Source organism: Salinibacterium sp. (genome assembly GCF_031364185.1).
GTDB lineage: Bacteria > Actinomycetota > Actinomycetes > Actinomycetales > Microbacteriaceae > Rhodoglobus.
Genome location: NZ_JANLVV010000380.1, coordinates 18,589 through 40,966 on the forward strand (window position 1 = coordinate 18,589; position 22,378 = coordinate 40,966).

25 protein-coding genes are annotated in these 22,378 nt (G+C 63.8%); 21 read left to right on the forward strand and 4 right to left on the reverse strand.

The window, feature by feature from the left end:
* Positions 1-188: 188 nt before the first annotated feature.
* Entirely contained in the window at positions 189-1,004 is an 816-nt protein-coding gene (locus tag RMN95_RS16340) for an META domain-containing protein (RefSeq protein WP_309617962.1), read from the reverse strand.
* 85 nt (positions 1,005-1,089) lie between these two features.
* Here RMN95_RS16340 and ftsY point away from each other — a divergent pair, with 85 nt between their 5' ends.
* Complete coding sequence (gene ftsY, locus RMN95_RS16345) at positions 1,090-1,959, forward strand: signal recognition particle-docking protein FtsY (protein ID WP_309617963.1); 870 nt, start codon at positions 1,090-1,092, stop codon at positions 1,957-1,959.
* Positions 1,960-1,996: 37 nt separating this feature from the next.
* On the opposite strand, the gene RMN95_RS16350 is transcribed toward ftsY, so the two are convergent.
* Positions 1,997-2,836: an IclR family transcriptional regulator gene (locus tag RMN95_RS16350; protein ID WP_309617964.1), complete on the reverse strand. Its 840-nt coding sequence runs from the start codon at positions 2,834-2,836 to the stop codon at positions 1,997-1,999.
* Positions 2,837-2,993: 157 nt separating this feature from the next.
* Between RMN95_RS16350 and RMN95_RS16355 the strand changes: the two genes are divergently transcribed.
* The 10 genes from RMN95_RS16355 to RMN95_RS16400 are packed head-to-tail and all read left to right on the forward strand — an operon-like array spanning position 2,994 to position 13,345.
* Positions 2,994-3,659, forward strand: coding sequence for an ABC transporter permease (locus tag RMN95_RS16355; protein ID WP_309617965.1), 666 nt, complete (start codon positions 2,994-2,996; stop codon positions 3,657-3,659).
* A 1-nt stretch (position 3,660) separates the two neighbouring features.
* Entirely contained in the window at positions 3,661-4,785 is a 1,125-nt protein-coding gene (locus tag RMN95_RS16360; RefSeq protein ID WP_309617966.1) for an ABC transporter ATP-binding protein, read from the forward strand.
* A gap of 1 nt (position 4,786) precedes the next feature.
* A complete protein-coding gene (locus RMN95_RS16365) occupies positions 4,787-5,575 on the forward strand; it encodes an ABC transporter permease (protein ID WP_309617967.1) in 789 nt (262 codons plus the stop codon).
* A 51-nt stretch (positions 5,576-5,626) separates the two neighbouring features.
* The gene (locus RMN95_RS16370; RefSeq protein ID WP_309617968.1) at positions 5,627-6,571 is read left to right on the forward strand and encodes a glycine betaine ABC transporter substrate-binding protein; all 945 of its coding nucleotides are present in this window, start codon (positions 5,627-5,629) and stop codon (positions 6,569-6,571) included.
* Entirely contained in the window at positions 6,571-7,080 is a 510-nt protein-coding gene (gene fae / locus RMN95_RS16375; protein ID WP_309617969.1) for a formaldehyde-activating enzyme, read from the forward strand. Before RMN95_RS16370 ends, fae begins: the two co-directional genes overlap by 1 nt.
* A gap of 3 nt (positions 7,081-7,083) precedes the next feature.
* Positions 7,084-8,187 carry a mandelate racemase/muconate lactonizing enzyme family protein gene (locus RMN95_RS16380; RefSeq protein ID WP_309617970.1) on the forward strand — a complete coding sequence of 368 codons (1,104 nt, stop codon included), beginning with the start codon at positions 7,084-7,086 and terminating at the stop codon, positions 8,185-8,187.
* 33 nt (positions 8,188-8,220) lie between these two features.
* Positions 8,221-9,711, forward strand: coding sequence for an aldehyde dehydrogenase (locus tag RMN95_RS16385; protein WP_309617971.1), 1,491 nt, complete (start codon positions 8,221-8,223; stop codon positions 9,709-9,711).
* Between the two features lie 36 nt (positions 9,712-9,747).
* Entirely contained in the window at positions 9,748-10,671 is a 924-nt protein-coding gene (locus tag RMN95_RS16390; protein ID WP_309617972.1) for an NAD(P)-dependent oxidoreductase, read from the forward strand.
* Between the two features lie 35 nt (positions 10,672-10,706).
* On the forward strand, positions 10,707-11,855 hold the full coding sequence (locus tag RMN95_RS16395; RefSeq protein WP_309617973.1) for an iron-containing alcohol dehydrogenase: 1,149 nt from the start codon (positions 10,707-10,709) through the stop codon (positions 11,853-11,855).
* Positions 11,852-13,345, forward strand: a complete 1,494-nt coding sequence (locus RMN95_RS16400; protein ID WP_309617974.1) for an NAD-dependent succinate-semialdehyde dehydrogenase — start codon at positions 11,852-11,854, stop codon at positions 13,343-13,345. Before RMN95_RS16395 ends, RMN95_RS16400 begins: the two co-directional genes overlap by 4 nt.
* A 25-nt stretch (positions 13,346-13,370) precedes the next feature.
* Here the strand turns inward: RMN95_RS16400 and RMN95_RS16405 are convergent, their stop codons facing one another.
* A complete protein-coding gene (locus RMN95_RS16405) occupies positions 13,371-13,883 on the reverse strand; it encodes a gamma carbonic anhydrase family protein (RefSeq protein WP_309617975.1) in 513 nt (170 codons plus the stop codon).
* 178 nt (positions 13,884-14,061) lie between these two features.
* On the opposite strand from RMN95_RS16405, the gene ffh reads away from it, so the two are divergent.
* From ffh to trmD, 7 genes are all read left to right on the forward strand, one after another.
* Positions 14,062-15,603: a signal recognition particle protein gene (gene ffh / locus RMN95_RS16410; protein WP_309617976.1), complete on the forward strand. Its 1,542-nt coding sequence runs from the start codon at positions 14,062-14,064 to the stop codon at positions 15,601-15,603.
* A gap of 28 nt (positions 15,604-15,631) precedes the next feature.
* Positions 15,632-16,459: an LLM class F420-dependent oxidoreductase gene (locus tag RMN95_RS16415; protein WP_309617977.1), complete on the forward strand. Its 828-nt coding sequence runs from the start codon at positions 15,632-15,634 to the stop codon at positions 16,457-16,459.
* Positions 16,460-16,544: 85 nt separating this feature from the next.
* Positions 16,545-17,501, forward strand: a complete 957-nt coding sequence (locus RMN95_RS16420) for a DMT family transporter (RefSeq protein WP_309617978.1) — start codon at positions 16,545-16,547, stop codon at positions 17,499-17,501.
* A gap of 148 nt (positions 17,502-17,649) precedes the next feature.
* A complete protein-coding gene (rpsP, locus tag RMN95_RS16425; protein WP_309617985.1) occupies positions 17,650-18,138 on the forward strand; it encodes a 30S ribosomal protein S16 in 489 nt (162 codons plus the stop codon).
* A gap of 3 nt (positions 18,139-18,141) precedes the next feature.
* Positions 18,142-18,378: an RNA-binding protein gene (locus RMN95_RS16430; RefSeq protein WP_199279322.1), complete on the forward strand. Its 237-nt coding sequence runs from the start codon at positions 18,142-18,144 to the stop codon at positions 18,376-18,378.
* Positions 18,379-18,387: 9 nt separating this feature from the next.
* On the forward strand, positions 18,388-19,077 hold the full coding sequence (gene rimM / locus RMN95_RS16435; RefSeq protein WP_397545314.1) for a ribosome maturation factor RimM: 690 nt from the start codon (positions 18,388-18,390) through the stop codon (positions 19,075-19,077).
* A 2-nt stretch (positions 19,078-19,079) separates the two neighbouring features.
* Positions 19,080-19,760, forward strand: coding sequence for a tRNA (guanosine(37)-N1)-methyltransferase TrmD (gene trmD, locus RMN95_RS16440; RefSeq protein WP_309617979.1), 681 nt, complete (start codon positions 19,080-19,082; stop codon positions 19,758-19,760).
* Between the two features lies 1 nt (position 19,761).
* On the opposite strand, the gene map is transcribed toward trmD, so the two are convergent.
* Complete coding sequence (gene map / locus RMN95_RS16445) at positions 19,762-20,532, reverse strand: type I methionyl aminopeptidase (protein ID WP_309617980.1); 771 nt, start codon at positions 20,530-20,532, stop codon at positions 19,762-19,764.
* A 197-nt stretch (positions 20,533-20,729) separates the two neighbouring features.
* Between map and rplS the strand changes: the two genes are divergently transcribed.
* The 3 genes from rplS to RMN95_RS16460 all read left to right on the forward strand — a co-directional run.
* Positions 20,730-21,077 carry a 50S ribosomal protein L19 gene (gene rplS, locus RMN95_RS16450; RefSeq protein WP_309617981.1) on the forward strand — a complete coding sequence of 116 codons (348 nt, stop codon included), beginning with the start codon at positions 20,730-20,732 and terminating at the stop codon, positions 21,075-21,077.
* Between the two features lie 94 nt (positions 21,078-21,171).
* Complete coding sequence (gene lepB, locus RMN95_RS16455; protein ID WP_309617982.1) at positions 21,172-21,924, forward strand: signal peptidase I; 753 nt, start codon at positions 21,172-21,174, stop codon at positions 21,922-21,924.
* Positions 21,924-22,378: ribonuclease HII (locus RMN95_RS16460; protein ID WP_309617983.1), on the forward strand; the 455-nt coding region annotated here is incomplete at its 3' end. The genes lepB and RMN95_RS16460, both read left to right, overlap by 1 nt.

Here is a 22,378-nt window from a genome sequence, read left to right on the forward strand (position 1 = left end):
CCCCGGACCCCGGGCCTGGGTCTGGGCACGGGGTGCTGCCGTTGATAACTCCTGCAGTTCGGGATGCGGCAGCCGCCGCCACCCCGGAATGACCCCGGAATAGCGCGGATGCTGCCGACTCCAGCAGCAAACCTGCAGGAGTTATCAACACGCCGTCCGTCGCACGCCAGAGTGGGCAGTCGAGACTTCTAGGCCCGCACGAGCCGTCCGAGCTCGGCACCGCCGCTGTCGAGCAGCACGAGCACGTCCCCGTCGAAGCCCGCAAGCAGCGCCGTCGAGACCCAGCTCGGCACAAATGCACCATCGCAGGCCATCAGGGTGGATGCCCCGGACGTCGCCAAGAAACTGCCAGCCAGGTCAGTGGTCCAGCGACCAGAACCGCCGTTGCACCCATCGGATCCCGTCCACGTGCCGTCGGCGGCGAATTCGACGCCGGCCCCCGTCGAGGTATCGACACCTTCGGCGGCCCACTGCCCCTCAAGGGCGCCAACAGCAAGCGAGGCAGGCAGCGCGACGGCCTCGTCGAAGAACTGACGTGTCTCGTCGGTGACCTCGGGAGGCTCAGCATAAAACTCCGCAGCGGTGTCGATGGGCTCGGGGGCGCCGTCGATCGTGAGTGATGCGATGGGTGAGCCCGTGGCATCCACCAATTGCCATCCGCCGTTCGTTGCCTGATAGCCGGTGATCTCATCGATCCAGTGGACGGAGGGGATCCCGTCGGAGGCGCACGACCCGCTTGCGCTGAAGACAGAGGCGATCATGAGGCCTTCGGTTGCGCGCCACGAGCCGGAGATCATCCCGCACTCGCGCCAGAGCTGAAACTCAGACATATCGATTCGAAGCCAGGTGTCGGCCGCCTCGCCTTCGGCGCCCGTGACACGCCAGAGGTTGACGAGCCCGATCGCGGACGACGTCCCGGGTCCCACTTCGGTGGCCGGAGGAGCACTTGAGCATCCCGCGAGCAGCACCGCAGTGATGATGGGGGTAACCAGTCTTCTGAGCATGCCTCAAGCATGACGGTTTGCCACCGGATGCACCACCCGACGTTTCGCGCGGCTGGCATGTCCGACCCCGCTATAGCCTTGAGTCATGGCATCACCGTGGTCTCTCTCCAGCGCGCTGAAGGGCATGTTTGCGCGCCCCACCATCGACGACAGCACCTGGGATGATCTCGAGGATGCCCTCATCTCCGCCGACTTCGGCCCCGACATTACCGAATCGATTGTCGATGAGCTGCGCGCGAGCGTCGCGAAGTTTCGCACCACAGACCCGACGGATCTGCGCCGGATGCTGCGTGAGACCCTCGAGGAGCGCCTCGCGAAACTGGACCCGACTTTGCATCTCAGCAACCGGCCGGCGGTGGTGCTGGTCGTCGGCGTGAATGGCGTCGGCAAGACCACCACGATCGGCAAATTCGCGAAGTTTCTCACTAACTACGGTCGAACCGTTGTCGTCGGTGCCGCTGACACCTTCAGGGCTGCGGCCGTCGAGCAGTTGGCGACGTGGGCCGAGCGCGGGGGAGCCGAGATCGTGCGCCCGCAGCAACAGGGCCAGGATCCGGCATCCGTCGCATTCCAGACCGTGGAGCGCGCGCAGCGTGAGGGCATCGAGATCGTGCTGATCGACACCGCTGGTCGGCTGCAGACCAAAAGTGGACTGATGGATGAGCTCGGCAAGATCCGCCGGGTCGTTGAGAAGCAGACCGAGATTGCCGAAGTCCTGCTCGTGCTCGATGCAACGACCGGCCAGAACGGACTCTCGCAGGCCCAGGCCTTCATCGAGCACGCGGGTGTGACCGGGCTGGTGCTGACCAAGCTTGACGGCTCGGCCAAGGGTGGGTTCGTGCTGGCGGTGCAGGAGCGCACGGGCATCCCGATTAAACTTATCGGTCAGGGTGAGGGCATCGGCGACCTGACGGGATTCACGCCTCATGTGTTCGTGCAGGGGCTGGTCGGCTAGCAGCGCCTGCCGCGGTCGGCCTGAGACCGGGCGCAGTTCATCGTGAGGCGCCGAGATGCCGCGACAGTTCATCAGAGACTCGCGCGATCAGCACTCCCATTTCGTTCAGGTGTGATCCGACTCTCGACTTGGGAGCGCTGACGTTGATCGCTGCGGCGATGCTGCCCCTGAAGTCGTAGACGGGTGCTGACGCACCTACCACTCCGAGTTCGAACTCTTCATCGACTGTCGCGAACCCCCGAGTGCGAATGCGCTGGATCTCGCCCAGCAGTCCCGAAAATTCGGTGAAGAGCGGTGTGCCCTCCTGGGGGAGCGTGGCCCCGGCTTCCTGCATGACGGGTGAGAGTGGCCCGGTCACGGGGCGATCGCGCCCATGCAGGTCGTACCAGCGGCGGAGGTCCTCCTCGCTCCGGTCACTGATGAGCACTCGACCGGAGGAGGTTCGCCATGCCGCCGCACTGACGCCTTCCCAGCCCACGCCACGAAAGGCGTACTCGCTCAGTTCGCTGGTGAGTGTCAGCACGTTGTCTCCGCGCAGGACGCAGAGGTGCGCCGTCTCGTGGGTGGCGATGACGATGCGACGGAGGAAGGGGGCCGCCTCGCGCACGAGCCTGGATTCCAGGGTGCGGGCAGCGAGGGCGTAGAGCTGGTATCCCAGCCGATAGCTCTGGGTGGATGGATCACGAGCAACCAGTCCGGCCTCGGCCAGGGTCGCGAGGGTTCGCGAAACCTGGCCCTTATCGCGCCCGGTCAGGTCGGCTATTCGAACGACGCCGAGCCCGTTATTGGATTCGGCTTCAGGCGAGCCGAGCACCTCGAGCAGGTCGAGATCGCGGCGTAGTCCTGCCGAATTACGACGCTGTGTAGTTGCGGTCATAGGGAAACAATAATGCTCAGGTTGACGTATGAGCAACACTAGTTGCGCAAATGCACACACACGCCTACTCTCGCAGAAGTCGCTTCCGCCGAAGCTTTTGGTCCACTCGGGCACGGTGAACGCAGGCTCAAGGACGAGCGCAAGGAGGAACACCCACATGACCGGATTCGACCTCGCGGGCCTGCTGACCTTTTGGGCGCGACGCTACGACGACATCCTTGGCCTGATTGCCGAGCACGTTGTGGTGGTGCTCCTGGCGCTGATCTTTGCGACCATCATCGGCGTCGGCGTCGGACTTGTGGTGTGGAATAGCGAGATTGGCCGCTCCCTGGCCGTGACCTCGGCGGCCGTCATCCTGACCATTCCCTCTCTCGCCCTGCTGGCGGTCATGATTCCCCTCTTCGGTTTGGGGTGGACGCCCACCCTCATCGGCCTGACTCTCTACTCACTGCTGCCGATCATTCGCAACACAGTTGTGGGCCTTCGCGAGGTGTCACCGGCGATCATGGAATCCGCGAGGGGCATGGGCATGGGTAGAGGTCGAGTGCTGGTCACCGTCCAACTCCCCATGGCCTGGCCCGTGATCATTACCGGCGTGCGGGTCGCCGCCCAACTCACGATCGGTATTGCGGCGATCGGTGCCTACGTCGGTGGCCCGGGGCTCGGTCAGATGATCTTCAAGGGGCTGTCGTCTCTTGGCTCGAAAAATGCCCTCAATTTCGCCCTGACAGGAACACTCGGCGTCATCCTCATCGCGCTCCTTGTCGACGCGCTGTTCAACTACATCACCAAATACACGACCTCGAAGGGGCTGCGTGCCTGACATGACCGAGCCAACCGATTCCCGTGCCTTTCCCGATACCCGACCGAATAAGTTGATCGGGCAGACCTCCACCGACGCCACGATCAGCACCACCACGACGATCACCACGGTGCGGAACACCAGCGGAGCACATATCCAGCTCGCCGATGTGAGCAAGATCTACCCGCAGCAGGCTGTGCCTGCCGTCGAGAATTTTTCGATGGATGTGCAACCGGGTGAGCTGGTCATGTTCGTCGGCCCCTCGGGATGTGGCAAGACCACGACCATGAAGATGATCAACCGCATCATTGAGCCGTCGTCCGGCTCGATCCAGATCGACGGCCGGGACGTGCTGTCCCTGGATCCCAATGAGCTTCGACGACACATCGGCTATGTCATCCAGCAGATAGGCCTGTTTCCCCACATGACCATTGCCGAGAACATTTCGGTAGTGCCGAAGCTTCTCGGCTGGTCGAAGGCAAAAATCTCAGCGAGAGTGGATGAGCTGCTGTCGGTGGTCCAGCTCGATCCCTCTACCTTCGCGGGCCGGTATCCCAAACAGCTCTCCGGCGGCCAACAGCAGCGTGTCGGGGTCGCCAGGGCGCTCGCCGCGGATCCACCGGTGATGCTGATGGATGAACCGTTCGGAGCAACCGACCCCATCACGCGCGAAAAATTGCAGCAGGAGTTTCTGCGACTCCAGGACACCATCGGCAAGACGATCATTTTTGTTACCCACGATTTCGACGAAGCCGTGCGTCTCGGGGATCGCATCGCAGTGCTCAGCGACCGCTCGCACATCGAGCAGTTCGACACCCCGGCCGCGATCCTGAGCCGCCCGGCCAACGACTATGTCGCCTCGTTCATCGGGCATGGCGCCGCGATCAAGCGGCTCGGATTGCTGCCGATCACCGGCGTTACTCTCGGTGCTGCGGCTGCGGCATCCGGCCCCGTCACCGTGCCTCTGTCCGACACTCTCCGCGATGCCCTCGACGCCCTCGTGGTCTCAGGTCAGGGGGTCGTCGGGGTCGCCGATGCGGACGGTCGGATTGTGGGCTCGCTCACCGTCGATAGCATCTCGACCGCACTGGGCGCTGAGGTCGTGGCGCCGGCCGCGGGTTCCGGTGCGACCAAGACGGAGCGATGACATGGTGTTCACTAGCGCCGCAGCCGACACGATCAGCCTCGAACGTCCGTCACAGCGCACCAGGTCCCGATTCTGGTCACCGAGACGCGCCGCCACCCCGATCGTCATCGTTCTTGTCCTCGGCGCCCTGTACCTGTGGATCTCGAGCATCGAGCTGGATTCCATCATGCAGCGGACGCTCAACTGGGATTACATCCTGCTTCGCACCCGTGAGCACCTCATCCTTACCTTCTCCGCATCATTCCTCGTCGCCATCCTCGCCATCCCCGCGGGAATCATCGCCAGCCGCACGCGGTCTCGACTGCTTCGCGGCACCATCCTCACGGTGGCCAACATCGGCCAGGCGACCCCGGCCATCGGGTTCATCATTCTTCTTGCGATCATCTGGCAGATCGGGTTCACCACGGCTCTGATCGCACTCGTGGTCTACTCCTTTCTCCCCGTGCTTCGAAACACCATGGTCGGCCTCTCGCAAATCGACCCGAATGTCACGGAATCGGCCAGGGGAATGGGGATGACGCCGACCCAGGTGCTGCTGCGGATCGAATTGCCGCTGGCGGTTCCGGTCATCCTCGCGGGTCTTCGCACCTCCCTGGTTTTTGCCGTCGGGGTCGCAACCGTTGCGACGTTCATCAACGCTGGCGGGTTAGGAGACATGATCGTCAACGGCCTCAAGCTCCAGCGCTTCCCGGTGCTCATCGCCGGGGCCGTGATCGTGTCGTGCATAGCGCTACTCATCGACTGGATAGCGGGGGTAGTGGAGGACATCCTTCGACCCCGCGGCATCTAACAGTTCCACCGCACCAACAATCAGCAATCAGAAATAAAGGAGAAACACAGCATGAAGAACAGAACCAGAGCTTCGTTTGTGGGCATTGTCGCCCTCAGCGCACTCACGCTGACCGCCTGCGCAGCAGGGGGAGGCACCCCTACTGGCGATTCAGGCAAGGAGGGGCTGGTGAGCGGGCTCACAGGCGAGGTCGGGGCGAAAGACTTCTCGGAGCAGTTCATCCTCGCCCACATCACCAGCCAGCTCCTCAATGCCAATGGCGCCGACACCACCGCGAACACGAGCGTCGTCGGTTCGGCCAACGTCCGAGCGGCTCTAGAAGGTGACGATTTCCTGGGCTATTGGGAATACACCGGAACGTCGTGGGTCACCTACAACGGCAACACTGCGCCGGTAGTGGGCGAGAAAGCCCAGTTCGACGCGACCAAGAAGGCCGACGCCGCTAAGGGAATCGCATGGCTCGATGCCGCACCGTTCAACAACACCTACGCATTAGCCATTCTCAGCGATAAGGCAAAAAAGCTTAAGGTTGCAACCCTGAGTGACATCGCGGCTCTGCCCGTCGAAGAGCAGACCTTCTGCATCGAGAGCGAGTTCTCTACGCGGGATGACGGATGGCCAGGGCTCAAGAAGGCGTACGGCATCGACGTTCCGGATTCGAACGTGTCGCTGCTCGACACTGGCGTGATTTACGACACCACTGCCAAGGGCGACGTGTGCAACTTCGGTGAGGTCTTTGCTACCGACGGTCGTATCAGCGCCCTGAAACTCTCGGTCATGGAAGACGATAAGGCATTCTTCCCGGTGTACCAGGGTGCATTCACCGTCAAGCAGTCCACGCTCGATAAATACCCCGGCATCGCCGAGGTACTGGCGCTCGTATCGTCCAAACTGACTACCAAAGAGATGCAGCGGCTCAACGCCCTCGCCGACGTTGATGGCCAGGACCCTGAGGATATCGCGACGGACTGGCTCACCGAGCAGGGTCTTATCTGATGACCCAGGCCCTTCAGATTGGCGAGAGCTTCATTGGCACGGGCGCGAATGCCGCACATGTCAACACGGTCTTTGGCCACCGCGAGGGGCCGGCTGGGGTGGCCTGGGCAACAGCCCTGGCCACCCCTAGCCAGGGACATGTTCCCTTCGTAACGGTGCTGCGACCATCGCTACCGGTCAAACCTCTCACCCTGTTTGTGACTAAAGCCGCGCCCGCCAGTGACGCGCACGGGCTCCTGATTTGGGGGCCGGCGCAGGCAGGACTTGCCGCCGGAGTCGCGGACGCGGTCGCCGAGGGTGTCATCAGCGTCGAACAGTCCGACACTCACGTCGTGATCGCGGCGGTGTGGGTCAACCCAGAAGCAGACGACGCTGAACTGGTCTATCGCAATAATCGCGCCTCTGCCGCCCAGGCGTTGCGCAGCGGCGCCGCCAGCCTTCCGCATATTGATGACGTGCTTGCGGCACGCGATTCCCCGTCCAACCCCTTCTTCACTCCCAAGGTCTGACTCATGAAAATCACCGCCATTCGTTTGACCAGGATGAGTCTTCCGCTCGATCCACCCTTCACGGCCGCGTGGGATCCGATTCCACGAACCTCTTTTCCCGCGACCCTCGTCGAAGTCGAGACGGATGAGGGTGTCCGCGGCGTCGGCTCGGGTGACTCGATGGACGGCTTCGAAGCCTATGAGCACTTGTTCATCGGCACCGACCCCCTGGCCATCCTCAACCAGGTTCGCCGGATCGAGACCATCAACTTCCACGGCGGGCGGTACTGGCCTCTCGAGGCGGCGCTCTGGGACATTATTGGCAAGGTCGCCGGTCTTCCGGTGAGCGTGTTGTTTGGCGGAGCGCGCGACCGCCTCGCCGCCTACGCTTCGTCGGGCGAGCTGATGGCCCCGGAGCGGCGCGCCGAATCTGCCCTCGCCGCCCGCGAACTCGGTTTCCGTGCCATGAAGATCCGCATCGCCCGAGATCGACTTGCCGAGGGAATCGCCTCGGTGCGTGCGGCGCGGGATGCCGTCGGTGACGACTTCGATCTCATGGTCGATCTCAATCAGATGTGGCGGATGTCTGGTGACATTAACCCTGCGCTCCCCCTGGCAACGGTGCACCGCGTCGCCGCGGAACTGCGCGATCTGGGAGTGCTTTGGCTCGAAGAGCCGCTACCCCAGACCGATGTCATCGGCGCCCAGCGCGTGCGCCAACAGACGGGCATCCAGGTCGCCGGAGGAGAAATGGTGCGATCCATGCCGGAGATGATGGCGCTTGTTGAGGCAGACGCATTTGATATTTACCAGCCGGATGTCGCCCTCGCGGTGGGCATGTATCGAGCGCGGCAGGTGGCAGAGTCGGCAAACCTCCGACACCGGCAGTTCACCCCGCACACCTGGAGTAACGGGCTGGGGCTGCTCGCGAACCTGCATGTCGCCGCAGGCGTTGATGCGGGGCCGTATCTCGAGTTCCCCTTCGACCCGCCCGGTTGGCTGCCGGAGCGGCGAGACTTCTTCATGACGCCACTGATGATCGATCATCGTGGTGACCTGCATGTGCCCACCGCGCCGGGCCTCGGAGCCGAGATCGACTACGACTCCGTCGCTCGCTACACCGTCTGATGATCCGCCGCACGCTGAAAGGCATCAAGAACCATGACCACTGACTGGATTGCGGAAGCCGCAGCCCTCCGGCCACAGACCGGGCTTTTTATCGGTGGAGAGTTTCGAGAAGCCCTCGACGGAGGCACATTCGAATCGGTCTCGCCGCGGTCGGGTGACAGCCTCGCGCAGATCAGTTCGGCAACCGAATCCGATGTCGACGCCGCGGTTCGCGGGGCGAGTTCGGCGTTCGAGTCCGGGGTGTGGTCGCGCGCCGACCGACGAGAGCGGCAGCGCGTCCTGCTGGCACTCTCCGAGCTCATGCTCGAGAATCTCGATGAACTTGCCCTGCTCGAATCTATCGACTCAGGTCATCCGATCGGAGACGCGCTTCGAGTCGACGTTCCCAACGCCGCGCGAACCATCCGCTGGTATGCGGAAGCGATCGACAAGGTGTACGACGAGGTGGCACCGACACCCGAGAATGCGTTGGCGATCGTGCGGCGGGAACCCCTCGGCGTCGTCGGCGCCGTTGTGCCATGGAATTATCCCCTCATCATCTCGGCCTGGAAAATCGGCCCAGCCCTCGCCGCAGGAAACTCTGTCGTGTTGAAGCCGGCCGAACTCACCAGTCTCTCGGCTCTCAAATTTGCAGAACTCGCCCGGGAAGCGGGAATTCCGCCCGGGGTGTTCTCCGTAGTTCCGGGCGTTGGTGCGGTGGCAGGCCAGGCGCTCGGTCGGCATCCTCTCGTCGATAAGATCACGTTCACAGGCTCCCCGCAGGTCGGAAAGAGCTTCCTGCGGTACGCCGCCGACTCCAATGCCAAGCAGGTGTCTCTCGAGCTGGGCGGTAAATCTGCCCAGGTGGTTCTCGCTGACGTCGAGGATATCGATGCGTGCGCGTCGGCCGTGGCCTGGGGCATTTTCTACAATGCGGGCCAGACCTGCCACGGCGGCAGTCGACTCGTCGTCGACGAGTCGATTCACGACGAACTCCTCGCGGCGGTGCTTGCGGTGGGAGCGTCGCTTCGGCTGGGCGATCCACTGCTCGAGTCGACCCAGATCGGGACCATCGCCAGTCAGGTGCAGCTCGACCGCGTGCTCGGGTACGTCGACACGGCCCGAGAGGAGGGGGCGATCGTGCACGGCGGCAATCGCATCCATCCCGATGGTCTCGAGGGCGGTTTTTACGTCGAGCCCACCGTATTCGACGGCGTCGACAATGCCTCCCGTATCGGCCAGGAAGAGATTTTCGGTCCGGCGCTTGCCGTCACGACGGTCCGTGGCACCGATGAGGCCGTGGCGGTCGCGAACGCGAGCGACTACGGGCTCGCGGCAAGCGTCTGGACGAGCAACGTGACGACGGCGCATCGTGTGGCGCGTGATCTTCGGGCGGGAACCGTGTGGGTCAATACCTACGACGTGTCAGACGTTATTACTCCCTTCGGCGGCGTCAAGCAGTCAGGTTCAGGGCGGGACCGCTCCTTACATGCACTCGATTCGTACAGCTACCTGAAGACCACCTGGATCGACCTGGGCTCCTGAGCCCAACACCACCACCACTCCACAAGATTGAGAGCAATGACTGCATCAGCGTCGACGCGAGTCGGCTTTATCGGGCTCGGCAACATGGGTTCGGGCATGACCCGCAACCTGCAGAAGGCGGGTTTCCCCCTCATCGTTCACGACATTCGCCGCGAATCAGCAGCCGAGCTGCTGGCCAACGGTGCCGCGTGGGCCGATACCCCAGCGCAGGTCGCGGCCGAGAGCGACGTCGTGATCACCATGCTCCCCACCCCGCGCCACGTCGACATGGTCGTCAACGGTGATAATGGCATCCTTTCGGGCATCGCCGATGGCGGAACCTGGATCGATATGTCGACATCGGTGCCGGATGTCGCGGCCGCCGTGCGTGCGCGCCATGCCCATCGTGGCCTCCGAATCCTCGACGCTCCGGTCTCCGGAATGTCGGTCGGCGCGGCGAACGGGACCCTGCAGATCTTCGTGGGCGGAGACGCTGATGATCTTGCACGGGTGCGTCCGGTTCTCGAGGCAATGGGAGACCCGGAACGGATTCTGCACGTCGGAGCGGCCGGCACCGGGTACGCGGTCAAGCTCATGATCAACCAACTGTGGTTCTCGCACCTCGTCGCCACCGCGGAGGTGCTTGCCGTGGGAGTCAAGGCCGGGGTCGACCTAGAAGTATTGCGCCAGTCGCTCATGGCAAGCCCGGCAAACAGCAACTTCCTGGAGAACGATGTGCTGTCGATTCTCGACCACGGCGACTACGACGAAGGATTCGCCATCGCTCTCGCGTGCAAAGATCTCGGACTGTCGATCGACCTGGCTCGATCGGTGGGGGTTCCGACGGAGTTATCGGCCCTGGTCGAACAGATTTATCGCAGGGCCAAGGCGCAGTATGGCGACACGGCCGGCGAGATGACCCCCGTGAAGCTGTACGAAGATCTTGCCGGGATCCCGCTGCGACGGGCCACCAACTCATGAGCATCCTCCCCCCACAGCAGACTCCGCTGTGTGAAATGCAGCTCTCTCTTGATCCCAAGCCGTTCGCGTACTTCGGCTGCGGGCGAGTGAGCGAGGTCGGCGCGGTGACGGCCGCGACCGGGGCCCGCACGGCGCTGATTGTCACGGATGCGTTCCTGGCGGCGTCTCCCGTCGTCGCGGCGGTGCGCGCCTCACTCGAGGCGGCCGCCATCGTGGTCACGGTATTCGACCAGGTCACTCCTAATCCGACCACCACCTCACTCGACCTGGGGAGCGACCTGGCCCGCGACCTCGACGTGCGCGCCATCGTTGCGGTCGGTGGTGGATCCTCAATGGATGCCGCGAAGGGGATAGCAATCGGCGCGGTCAACCCGCAGCGCGGCATCGAGCTGGACTACCGATCGGAGTTCACCGCCGACGCCCTTCCGATCATTGCGGTTCCGACCACGGCCGGTACCGGCGCCGAAGTGAACGCCTTCGGAGTCATCACCGACGTGCTGACCCACCGCAAGTTCTACGTCGGCTCATCCAGCGCTCTTGCTCGGGCGGCCATCCTTGATCCTGAACTCACGATCGGGCTTCCGCCCAAGGCGACAGCGGCGACCGGAATGGATGCCCTGACTCACGCCCTTGAGTCGTACCTGAGCCTGCGCCCGAACCCCTACAGCGACGGTATCGCGCTCCAGGTGATAGCGGCGGTTGCCGACTACCTGCCACGAGCGGTCGATGACGGAAACGACCTCGAGGCGCGCGCCCAGTTGCTTCTTGCGTCACACATTGCGGGGGTGGGGTTCTCGCATACCGGGCTCGGCCTCGTCCACGGCATTGCGCATCCACTCGGTGGTCGGTTCGACATCCCGCACGGGCTCGCGTTGTGCATGGTGATGGACGGCGTGCTGCGCTTCAATCGCACCGCGCGTCTCGAGCGCCTCGCTCGAGTGGCCTTCGCACTCGGTGTCGGATCGACGGCCGAGACGGCGGAGACAAACGCTGACGCCGCCATTGCCGGGATCGCGGCGCTGTGCGCCCGGGTGGGAATGGTGGGCACGCTGTCCCACTTTGGCGTGACCGATGGCGACCTTTCCTCCCTCGCCGATGACACGCTCGCAGACGCGGTCACCGCCAACAACCCGGTGGCGCCGACCGCTGCCGACATCTACCGAATCCTGAAGGAAGCCCTGTGAGCATCGCATCGACCTGGCCGACCCCCGATGACGAGCGACGCCTTCTCGCCTCGCTCGAGACGGGACTCTTCATTGGTGGGCACTGGCGGGCCTCGAGTGACTCATCCACGCTGGCCGTAGAAGATCCGTCGACCGGGAAAGTGTTGCTCCGCATTTCCAGCGCGACACCCGCTGACGGAATGGCGGCGCTCGACGCCGCCGTCACCGCGCAGCCGGGTTGGGCGGCGACCGCTCCTCGTGAGCGATCCGAGATCCTGCGTCGAGCGTTCGAGGCCGTCACCGCGCGCGCCGACGACTTCGCGCTGCTGATGACGTTGGAGATGGGTAAGCCCCTCGCCGAATCGAGGGGTGAGGTCGCGTACGGGGCCGAGTTCCTTCGGTGGTTCTCCGAGGAGGCGGCGCGCATCAGCGGTCGCTTCGCGATCGCCCCCGACGGCAAGACTCGCTTGCTCGTCATGAAGCGACCGGTCGGCCCGAGCCTGTTCATCACGCCGTGGAATTTCCCGCTGGCCATGGCAACGCGCAAGATCGCCCCGGCGATCGCCGCGGGATGCACCATGGTGTTGAAGCCGGCGGCTCTCACGCCGCTGACCTCCCTCCTGTTTGCCCAGGTGCTCACTGAAGCGGGGCTGCCAGCCGGTGTGCTCAACGTGATCCAGACCGAGAAGGCTGGCGCTGTAACCGGCCCCATCATCCGCGATTCCCGACTGCGTAAGCTGTCATTCACCGGGTCAACTCCGGTCGGCAAGCGACTCATTGCCGATGCCGCCGAGCAGGTGCTGCGGGTGTCGATGGAGCTCGGCGGCAACGCGCCGCTGCTTGTGTTCGACGACGCGGATCTCGATAGGGCCGTCGATGGAGCGATGCTCGCGAAGCTTCGCAACGGTGGCGAGGCGTGCACTGCGGCCAATCGCATCCTGGTTCACGACTCGATCGCTGCCGAATTCTCAACCCGACTGGTCGAGCGGATGCGCGCACACACTCTGGCGCGTGGAACTGACCCAGCCTCGAAGATCGGGCCGCTCGTTGATCAGGCCACCCGCGATAAGGTGCACGAATTGGTGACCTCAGCGATTGCGGACGGGGCAACTCTCGCCCTCGGCGGGGCAGCGGTCGATGCTCCTGGCTATTTCTACGAACCCACGGTGCTCACCGATGTGCCCGCGTCAGCGCGCATCCTTCGGGAGGAAATCTTCGGACCGGTCGCCCCGATCGTTACCTTTTCCACCGAAGAGGAAGCGATCCGACTCGCCAACGACACCGAATATGGGCTGGTGGCGTACGCCTTCACGAAGGATCTTAATCGAGGCTTGCGGCTTGCGGAAGAACTCGATGTCGGAATGTTCGGCCTCAACACGGGAATCGTGTCGAACCCTGCAGCGCCCTTCGGTGGAGTCAAACAGTCCGGGATGGGCCGCGAGGGTGGCTTCGAGGGAATTGAGGAATACCTGGAAACCCGCTACGTGGGGATCGCCGACCCCTACGCCTGAGCACACCCCGGCGCCCAGCGCGACGTTAAAGGGAGCGGTGCCCTGCGCTGATCTCGAGGTAGTGAGCAGCGTTATTCCGGATGCCCGAGCGCTCCTCCTCGGTCAGCTCACGCCGCACCTTCGCCGGGACCCCCGCGACCAGGGATCCGGGTGGCACGATGGTCCCCTCGAGCACGACCGCGCCTGCGGCCACCAGTGAGCCGGAGCCGATCACGACGCCGTTCAACACGATCGCCCCCATCCCCACCAGGCTGTCGTCGTGCACCGTGCAGCCGTGCAGGATGGCGCCATGGCCGACGCTCACCCTGGCGCCCACCGACGTGGGTGTGCCTGCGTCGCAGTGCATGGTCACGTTGTCCTGCAGGTTGGTGTCATCCCCAATGGTGATCGCGTCGACGTCGGCGCGCAGCACCGCGCCGTAAAACACGCTCACGCGCTCTCCGAGCGTGACTCCGCCGATCAGGGTCGCATTGGGCGCGACCCACGCGGAGTCGGCAACGGTGGGGGACAGTGCAGCGAACGCGACGATGAGAGCCATGAATTCAGGCTAGCGGGAGTGTTGGCATACCCGTCGAGACTCCAACTGTGACGAATCGCCCGTAAGTGCACGTCGCAACTGGAGTCTCGGAACGGTTGCGGTCAGCACCAGCGTTCGTGAGGCGCCGAGTGGCGGCCGAGTGTCACCGCTTCGCACGAGCAGTTAAACTGACAGCACCATGGCACTTTTTGGAAACCTCACCGATCGCCTCGCCGATACGTTCAAGAACCTGCGCGGCAAGGGCAAACTCAGCCCGGCAGATATCGATGGAACCGTCCGCGAGATCCGTCGGGCCCTGCTCGAAGCCGACGTCGCGCTCGAGGTCGTCAAAGAGTTCACCGGCCGGGTGCGGGATCGCGCCCTGGGCGACGAGGTCTCGAAGTCGCTGAACCCTGCCCAGCAGGTGGTGCAGATCGTTAACGACGAGTTGGTGACGATCCTCGGGGGCGAGGCCCGTCGCATCCAGTTCGCCAAGTCCGGGCCGACTGTCATCATGCTCGCAGGCCTCCAGGGTGCCGGTAAAACCACCCTGGCCGGCAAGCTCGCGAAGTGGCTCAAGTCCGAGGGCCACACCCCGATGCTGGTCGCCGCCGACCTCCAGCGCCCCAACGCGGTCACGCAACTTCAGGTCGTAGGCGAGCAGGCCGGTGTCGCCGTCTACGCGCCGGAGCCCGGCAACGGCAAGGGTGACCCGGTCAGGGTCGCCAAAGACGCACTGAAAGAGGCGAACCGCAAGCAGTACGACGTGGTGATCGTCGACACGGCCGGCCGCTTGGGCGTCGACGCCGAACTCATGAAGCAGGCCGCGAACATCCGTAAGGCGGTCGATCCCGACGAAGTTCTTTTCGTGATTGACGCCATGATCGGTCAGGATGCCGTGACCACCGCGCGCGCCTTCCAGGAGGGTGTCGACTTCACGGGGGTCGTGCTGTCCAAGCTCGACGGTGACGCCCGGGGTGGCGCCGCGCTGTCGGTCGCCAGCGTCACGGGTCGTCCGATCCTCTTCGCGTCGACGGGGGAGTCGCTGGACGACTTTGAGCCGTTCTACCCGGATCGCATGGCGAGCCGCATCCTGGATCTGGGTGACATTCTCACTCTCATCGAGACCGCTCAGAAGAACTTCGACGAAGAAGAGTCGCGCAAGGTCGCCGAGAAGTTCGCGACCGATACGTTCACCCTCGAAGACTTCCTGTCCCAGATGCAGCAGCTCAAAAATATGGGCTCCATCAAGAACATGCTCGGGATGCTGCCCGGCGCCAAGGGCATGCGCCAGCAGCTCGACAACTTCGACGAGTCAGAAATCACCCGCACCGAGGCGATCATCCAGTCGATGACCCTGCAGGAGCGTCGGGTGCCGAAGCTCCTGAATGGATCCCGTCGCGTGCGCATCGCCCGCGGCTCGGGTACGACGGTCACCGAGGTGAACGCGCTCGTCAACCGTTTTGATCAGGCCGCGAAGATGATGAGGACCGTCGCGCGCGGTGGCACCCCGCAGATTCCGGGAATGGGGCCGATCCCGGGGCAGAAATTCGGCGGAGCGAAGCAGCAGCCGAAGAAGAAGGGCTCGAAGTCGGGTAACCCCGCGAAACGTGCCGCCGAGAATGCGGCCCTGGCGGCACCGAAGGCGGCTGTGGCGGGCTCGGGCTTCGGCATCGGTTCGACTCCCGGTGGTCCGTCCGAGGAGGAGCTCGCCAGCCTGCAGAAGTTCCTCGGTCGCTAGGCCCACGCTCGGGTCATAGTCTGACGGTATGACGACACGACCTATTCGCCTGGCAGTCCAGGTTCAGCCGCAGCACGCCTACTACCCGAAGATCCGTGCGACGGTGCTGGAACTCGAGCAGCTCGGCGTCGACGTTCTGTTCAACTGGGATCATTTTTTCCCGCTCAGCGGCGATCCCGATGGCCTTCATTTCGAGTCGTGGACCGAGCTCGCATCGTGGGCCGAGCTGACCAGTAGCGTCGAGTTCGGCAGCCTCGTTAACTGCAACAGCTACCGCAATCCTGACCTGCAGGCCGACATGGCCCGCACGATCGACCACATCAGCGCGGGCGATACGGGAACCGGTCGTTTCATTTTTGGCACCGGCTCCGGCTGGTTCGAGCGCGACTACGACCAGTACGGCTACGAGTTCGGCACGGTCGGGCAGCGGTTGGATGCCCTGGCCGAGGCCATGCCAAGAATCGAGCAGCGCTGGGCGACGCTCAACCCCGCCCCGACACGCAAGATTCCCGTGCTGATTGGCGGTGGCGGCGAGAAGAAGACCCTGCGGATCGTGGCGCAGCACGCCGACATCTGGCACAGTTTCAGCGACGCAACGACGCTCAAACACAAACTCGGCGTTCTGGAGCAGTGGTGCGACCAGGTAGGTCGGAGCGTCGGTGACATCGAGATTTCGACCGAGTTGCGTCGTCGTCCCGCCGCTGAGGGCGGGGGCCTCTCGGGCTATTCCGAGTCGGACGCCGAGGATCTCGTGCAGCTCGGCGCCTCCCTGTTCACGATCGGCATCTCGGGCCCGGACTACGACGTCACCGATGTCACGCGGTGGCTGGCCTGGCGCGACGCCCGAAACGGTTGACGGCGTTTCTGCCAGCCCTCGGCGGCTTTCGGCCATCACGCTCCGCGGGCGCCGGGCCGACGGTGGTTGTCGCTAGCCTGACGGGGTGAGCATCAACAGCACCTCCTCCGGCCCCGGTACGCGGGTGGTGATCGCGATGATCGTCACGGTTCTCGCGTGGGCCAGCGCGTTCATTGTCATCCGCGGCACCGGTCCAAGTTTCTCCGGAGGGTCGCTGGCGCTCGGCCGCCTGGTGGTGGGAACGACTTTGCTGGGCGTGGTGGTTGTGGCGGGCCGGAGGTGGGTCGCCCCGAACGGGCGGGAGTGGATGCAAATCATCGGTTTCGGTGTGCTGTGGTTCGGCGGCTACAACGTGACGCTCAATATTGCCGAGCAGACCCTCGACGCTGGCACTACCTCGATGCTGGTGAACATCGGCCCGATTCTGGTTGCCATCGGCGCCGGCCTGATCCTGCGCGAGGGCATCCCGAAGTGGTTGGCCATCGGCGCGGGGGTGGCCCTCGTGGGCGTCGTCCTGATCGGAATCGGTTCTGGTGGCGCGCGAGTCGGCGGCGGCACCGGGTTGGATGCGACAGGGGTGCTGTGGTGCCTTGTCGCGGCCGTGGCGTACACCGCGGGCGTGCTCCTTCAGAAACCCGCGCTGAGGCGACTCCCGAACGCCCAGGTCACCTGGCTCGGGTGTGTAATCGGCATGGTCGCGTGCCTCCCCTTCACCACAGACCTGGTGCGGGAGCTTCAGGATGCCTCCACCAATGCCATCGTCGGCGTCATCTATCTCGGGGCAGTGCCGACGGCGCTCGCGTTCAGCACCTGGACGTACGCGCTTTCCAGGATGCCCGCCGGCCAACTCGGAATCACGACCTACCTGGTGCCTCCGATCGTGATCGTGTTGGGCCTGATCGTGTTCGGTGAGGTCCCGGGGCCCCTGGCCGTAGTCGGAGGCGTCATCTGCCTCGTGGGCGTCGCGCTATCGCGTCGACGTGCTCGAAATCCCGCGGCGGCGATACTCGTTACCGATCCGGGCAAAAGCGTGGCAGAATAGCGAGTCGAGTCTTGTCGACCCCGACCCTCTAATCCGGCGTCGACAGGAATCCATCAGAGCTTTTGTGCCGAGTGTGCCCCCACGCTCACGGCTAGCGGTTCGCCACCAAAATCTACTCTTTATGAGTAAACACACCTACAGGAGAATTGTGGCCGTCAAGATTCGTCTCAAGCGCATGGGCAAGATTCGCGCACCGTACTATCGCATCGTTATCGCCGACTCACGCAATAAGCGTGACGGCCGCTCGATCGAAGAGATCGGCAAGTATCACCCGACCGAAGAGCCGTCGTTCATCGAGGTCAACTCTGAGCGTGCGCAGTACTGGCTGGGCGTCGGTGCGCAGCCGAGCCCGCAGGTCGAGGCCATTCTCAAGCTCACGGGCGACTGGGGCATCTTCAAGGGCGACAAGAACGCTGTCAGCACGGTGAAGACCAAAGAGGCCAAAGTCGGGTTCCAGGCTGACGAGAAGAAGAAGCCGGTACTGAAGCCGAAGGCCGAAAAGCCCGTCGAGAAGGCAGTCGCTGCTAACGAGACGCCTGCTGACGAGAAGCCTGCTGTCGAGACGCCAGCCGAGGCTCCGGCAGCCGAGGCTGTTGCTGCCGAAGAAGCCCCTTCTGACGCGGACGCCAAGGCGTAATCAATGCTCGCTCCTGCTCTCGAACACCTGGTCAAGGGGATCGTCGATCACCCTGACCAGGTCCAGGTCGTCGCAAAAAGCTCGCAGCGCGGTGATGTCCTTGAGGTGCGCGTGCACCCCGAAGACCTCGGTCGGGTCATTGGCCGCGCAGGCCGCACCGCGAAGGCGCTCCGCACCCTGGTCTCGGCTTTGGCCGACGGCCAGAGGGTGCGCGTCGACGTGGTCGACACCGACGCCTAGTCAGTCACGGTGTCCGAGCACAAAGTAGCCCCAGCAAAATCCACGAACCCGCAGGGCGGTGGGACGGTGGTGGGCACCGAGCACAACAGCGCACGGCCGAGCAACTCGCAGTTGCGAGTGGGTCGCCTGACGAAGGCACATGGCCTCAAAGGGGCCATCAAGGTCGAGTTGTATACGGATGCTCCTGAACGCCGGTTTGTTCCCGGTGCCGTGTTCTCGCTCCAGGTTCCCACTAGTTCTGATTGGCACGGTAAGAGTCTCGAACTCATCGAGCTCAGGTTCTATAACGCGCAGCCTGTGGCCTTCTTCAAAGGTGTTCTGGATCGTTCCTCCGCCGAGACGCTCATCAAGGCGATTCTGTGGATCGAGCACGATCCGGCCGAGAAGTCTGACGAAGAGGATGCCTGGTTCGATCACCAGCTCATCGGGTTGACAGTGATTCGTGAGGGAGCCCAGGTCGGCACCATCTCCCACATTGATCACTTCCCCGCACAAGACCTCATCACCGTGGCGACGGCGACGGGCGATGTGCTCGTTCCCTTTGTGAAGGCGATTGTGGCGGCCGTTGACATCGAAGCCGGTACCATGACCGTGACCCCTCCCCTCGGACTGTTCGAGGACATTGCCGACGAAGAGCCCGAGCCTGCGCCTTCGGAGCCCGCCACCACGGATCTCCCTGCACGAGCACCTGAGCGGTAGTCGTGAAGATCGACATCATCACGATCTTTCCGGAATTCTTCGGCGTGCTCGATGTTTCGCTGCTCGGCAAGGCTCGCCGATCCGGCCTGATCGACGTCGACGTTCACAACCTGCGTGACTTCACACACGACCGGCATCGCACGGTGGATGACACTCCCTACGGTGGGGGAGCCGGCATGGTGATGCGACCTGAGCCGTGGGGTGAGGCGCTGGACGCTATTGTCGACGAGACATCCATCGTCATCTTCCCGTCACCGGCCGGCGAGGTCTTTACGCAGGCGACCGCGCGTGAGCTGGCCCTCGAGTCTCGACTGGTGTTCGGCTGCGGGCGTTACGAGGGAATCGACCAGCGCGTGGTCGACTTCGCGACGTCGAGGTGCCGGGTTCGCGAGATCAGCCTCGGCGATTACGTGCTGAACGGGGGAGAGGTCGCGGTGATGGCCATGGTCGAAGCCATCGGACGGCTCGTTCCCGGCGTCGTCGGCAACGCGGCGAGCCTGACTGAAGAGAGCCACGAGGGTGGGCTGCTCGAGTACCCGAGCTACACCAAGCCGGCACTGTGGCGCGAGCTGGAGGTTCCCCCCGTGCTGCTGAGCGGCAATCACGCCGCGATAGCAGCGTGGCGCCACGAGCAGCAACTCGAACGGACCGGGCGGGTTCGTCCGGATCTTCTGCCGGGCTGACCTACGCCCGGCGGGCGCTCAGCACGATCGGCCCGTCGTCGGTGATGGCGACGGTGTGCTCGAAGTGTGCCGCCCTGGAGCCGTCTGCGCTTCGCAGGGTCCAGCCGTCCGCATCCGTATAGATTTTGTCGGTGCCGATCATCAACCAGGGCTCGATCGCGAACACCAGTCCGGCGCGCAGCGGGAGGCCCCGGCTGGCGCGACCGTCGTTCGGGATGTGCAGGTCGCCATGCATGGTGCGGCCGACGCTGTGCCCACCGAATTCGGTGTTGACGCGGTAACCCTCCGCGTGCGCGACCGCTCCGATCGACGCCGAGATGTCACCGATCCGGTTGCCCACCGTCGCTGCGGCAATGCCGGCATCCAGCGCGCGAGAGGTGGTCTCAATCAGGGCGAGGTCGTCATCCCTGGGCGTGCCCACCACGAAGCTGATTGCCGAATCGGCGACCCAGCCATCGACGGATGCCGCGAAATCGAGCGAGAGTAGGTCGCCGTCACGCAGCGTGTAGTCGTGCGGCAGTCCGTGCAGCGCAGCATCGTTCACCGAGGTACAGATCACCTTGCCGAACGGTGAGGCGCCAAACGAAGGGTGATAGTCGATGTAGCAGCTCTCGGCACCGGCCTTGCGAATCATGTCGTGGGCAAGCCTGTCGATCGACAGCAGATTCTTTCCGACAGTGGATGCCGCGGCGGTGGCCTCGAGCACGCTCGCGACGAACCTGCCAGCGGCACGCATCTGCTCAATTTCGAGGGGAGTTCGAAGTTCTATCACCTGCTCGATAGTACGGCGTGCGCGGCCCGGTGACGGAACCCTGGTGGCACCCTGCGTCGCTTATGTGCGAGACTAGGGGCTTGTGCCCGCATCCGGCTCTGCCACAGGGGTTCCGGTTCATTGCCTGGGCGCACACTCCACTTCTCATCACACTGAATACGCGTTCGACCTGTGGCGGGCGCAGAGAGCGAATCTCCATGCATATCCTCGACGACGTCGACGCCTCCTCACTGAAAGACAACATCCCGGATTTCCGCGCCGGTGACAATGTCAAGGTTCATGTGAACATCATCGAAGGCACCCGCGCCCGTATCCAGGTGTTCCAGGGTGTCGTGATCGGCCGCTCCGGTGAGGGCGTACGCGAAACGTTCTGCGTGCGCAAGGTGAGCTTCCAGGTCGGCGTCGAGCGCACCTTCCCGGTGCACTCACCGATCATCGACCACATCGAGGTCGTGACCCGCGGTGACGTGCGCCGCGCCAAGCTGTACTACCTCCGTGCTCTTCGCGGCAAGAAGGCGAAGATTAAAGAGAAGCGCGACTTCTAGCATTTCGCGTCGCCCTGCCTACACGTAATACAGGGCGTCGAACGTCTTCCCCGGGCTCCCGGCAGCTTATGCTTGCTGGGAGCTCAGGGGTTTAATGACTAGAGAAGTGCAGCCTGCCGTCGTCGACGGCGCTGATTCGGTTCGGCCGCGACAGGGTCGTGGGTGGAAGATTTTCCTCCGCGATATCCTCCTTATTTTCCTCGCGGCGCTGCTGATTTCGTTCCTCATCAAAACGTTTCTGATCCGCTCGTTCTATATCCCGTCAGACTCGATGAACAGCACCCTCATCCAGAATGACCGCATCATCGTCAATCAGCTCGAGCCTGGGCTCATCCCGATCGAGCATGGCGACGTCGTGGTGTTTCGCGACCCGGGCAACTGGCTCCCGCCAAACACCGAGGTGCCTGTCAACGGTTTCGTCGCCGGGGTTGATGCCGTACTTGGTTTTGTGGGGCTGAGCGCGCCTGACAGCAACGATCACCTCATCAAGCGGGTCATCGGACTCCCCGGTGACGTCGTGAAGTGTTGCAACGATTTCGGGCAGCTCACGGTCAACGGAATCCCACTGGAGGAGCCATACATTCTGTTGCCCGACGGTGTCACCAAGGCGACCCGCGACGATTTCGAGGTCACGGTGCCCGAGGGCAAGCTGTGGGTGATGGGTGATAATCGCTATAACTCGGCAGACTCCGTTTACCATCGCGATGACCCCACGGGCGGATTCGTTCCGATTAGCAAGATGGTGGGGCGCGCGCTGCTCATCAGCTGGCCCGCCGACCGCTGGACGTGGCTCGACAATTATCCGGTGACGTTCCGGGACGTCGACGCGGGCAACGCAGGCCAATAGTGCCGGTCGCTGACCCCAGCCTCGACCTCGAGCGCCGGCTGCACAGCGACGGCGCACGATTCGTGATCGGCTGTGACGAGGTAGGTCGCGGTGCTATTGCCGGCCCCGTCGCCGTCGGAATGTCTCTGGTCGGCCCGGGCGTCGGTGCGCAGCCAACAGGGCTGCGCGATTCGAAGATGCTCAGCGAGAAGCGGCGTGAAATCCTTGCCCCGCTCGCGCAGGATTGGTCGCTGCACTCCGCGGTCGGGCTCGCGACGGCCGCCGAGGTCGACGACGTCGGGATCATGGCGGCGCTGGGGTTGGCCGGTAAGCGCGCGCTGGTTGCGCTGCATGAGGCCGGGGCATCCATTCATGACAGCGTTATTCTTCTTGATGGTTCGTTCGACTGGCTCACCCCCGCGCTCGCCAGGCCGCCGCGAGTGCGAACTCAGGTGAAAGCCGATCGTGATTGCGC